The 250-nt window shown below is 38.0% G+C and carries 1 protein-coding gene; it reads right to left on the reverse strand.

Annotated features, from left to right (window positions below; translation table 11 throughout):
* Positions 1-250: hypothetical protein (locus AAEY83_RS17270; protein ID WP_351061128.1), on the reverse strand; the 250-nt coding region annotated here is incomplete at both ends.

The following is a 250-nucleotide window of genomic DNA, read 5'->3' on the forward strand; positions in this document are numbered from 1 at the left end:
TTGCTTGGCTTTGGTTTTTTTCAAGTGGCTTAACTAGCTCATTCATTGGTGCTAAAAATTGCTTTTTATGCCCATTTAACTGTGTTTTAAAGGTACTTTGCAGTGCGCCATCTAAAACATTCAAATGATTACGCGCTGCTTTAAAGCCATTATTAAATGCAGCTAGGGTTTCGTCGTATTGGGCTAAATCGGCTGCTGGTTTTATTTCACACAGTGCAGCAAATGCCAGCTTATAATCTTTAATAGCAGA

Source organism: Psychrobacter sp. TB20-MNA-CIBAN-0197, from assembly GCF_040309765.1.
Taxonomy (GTDB): domain Bacteria; phylum Pseudomonadota; class Gammaproteobacteria; order Pseudomonadales; family Moraxellaceae; genus Psychrobacter; species Psychrobacter submarinus.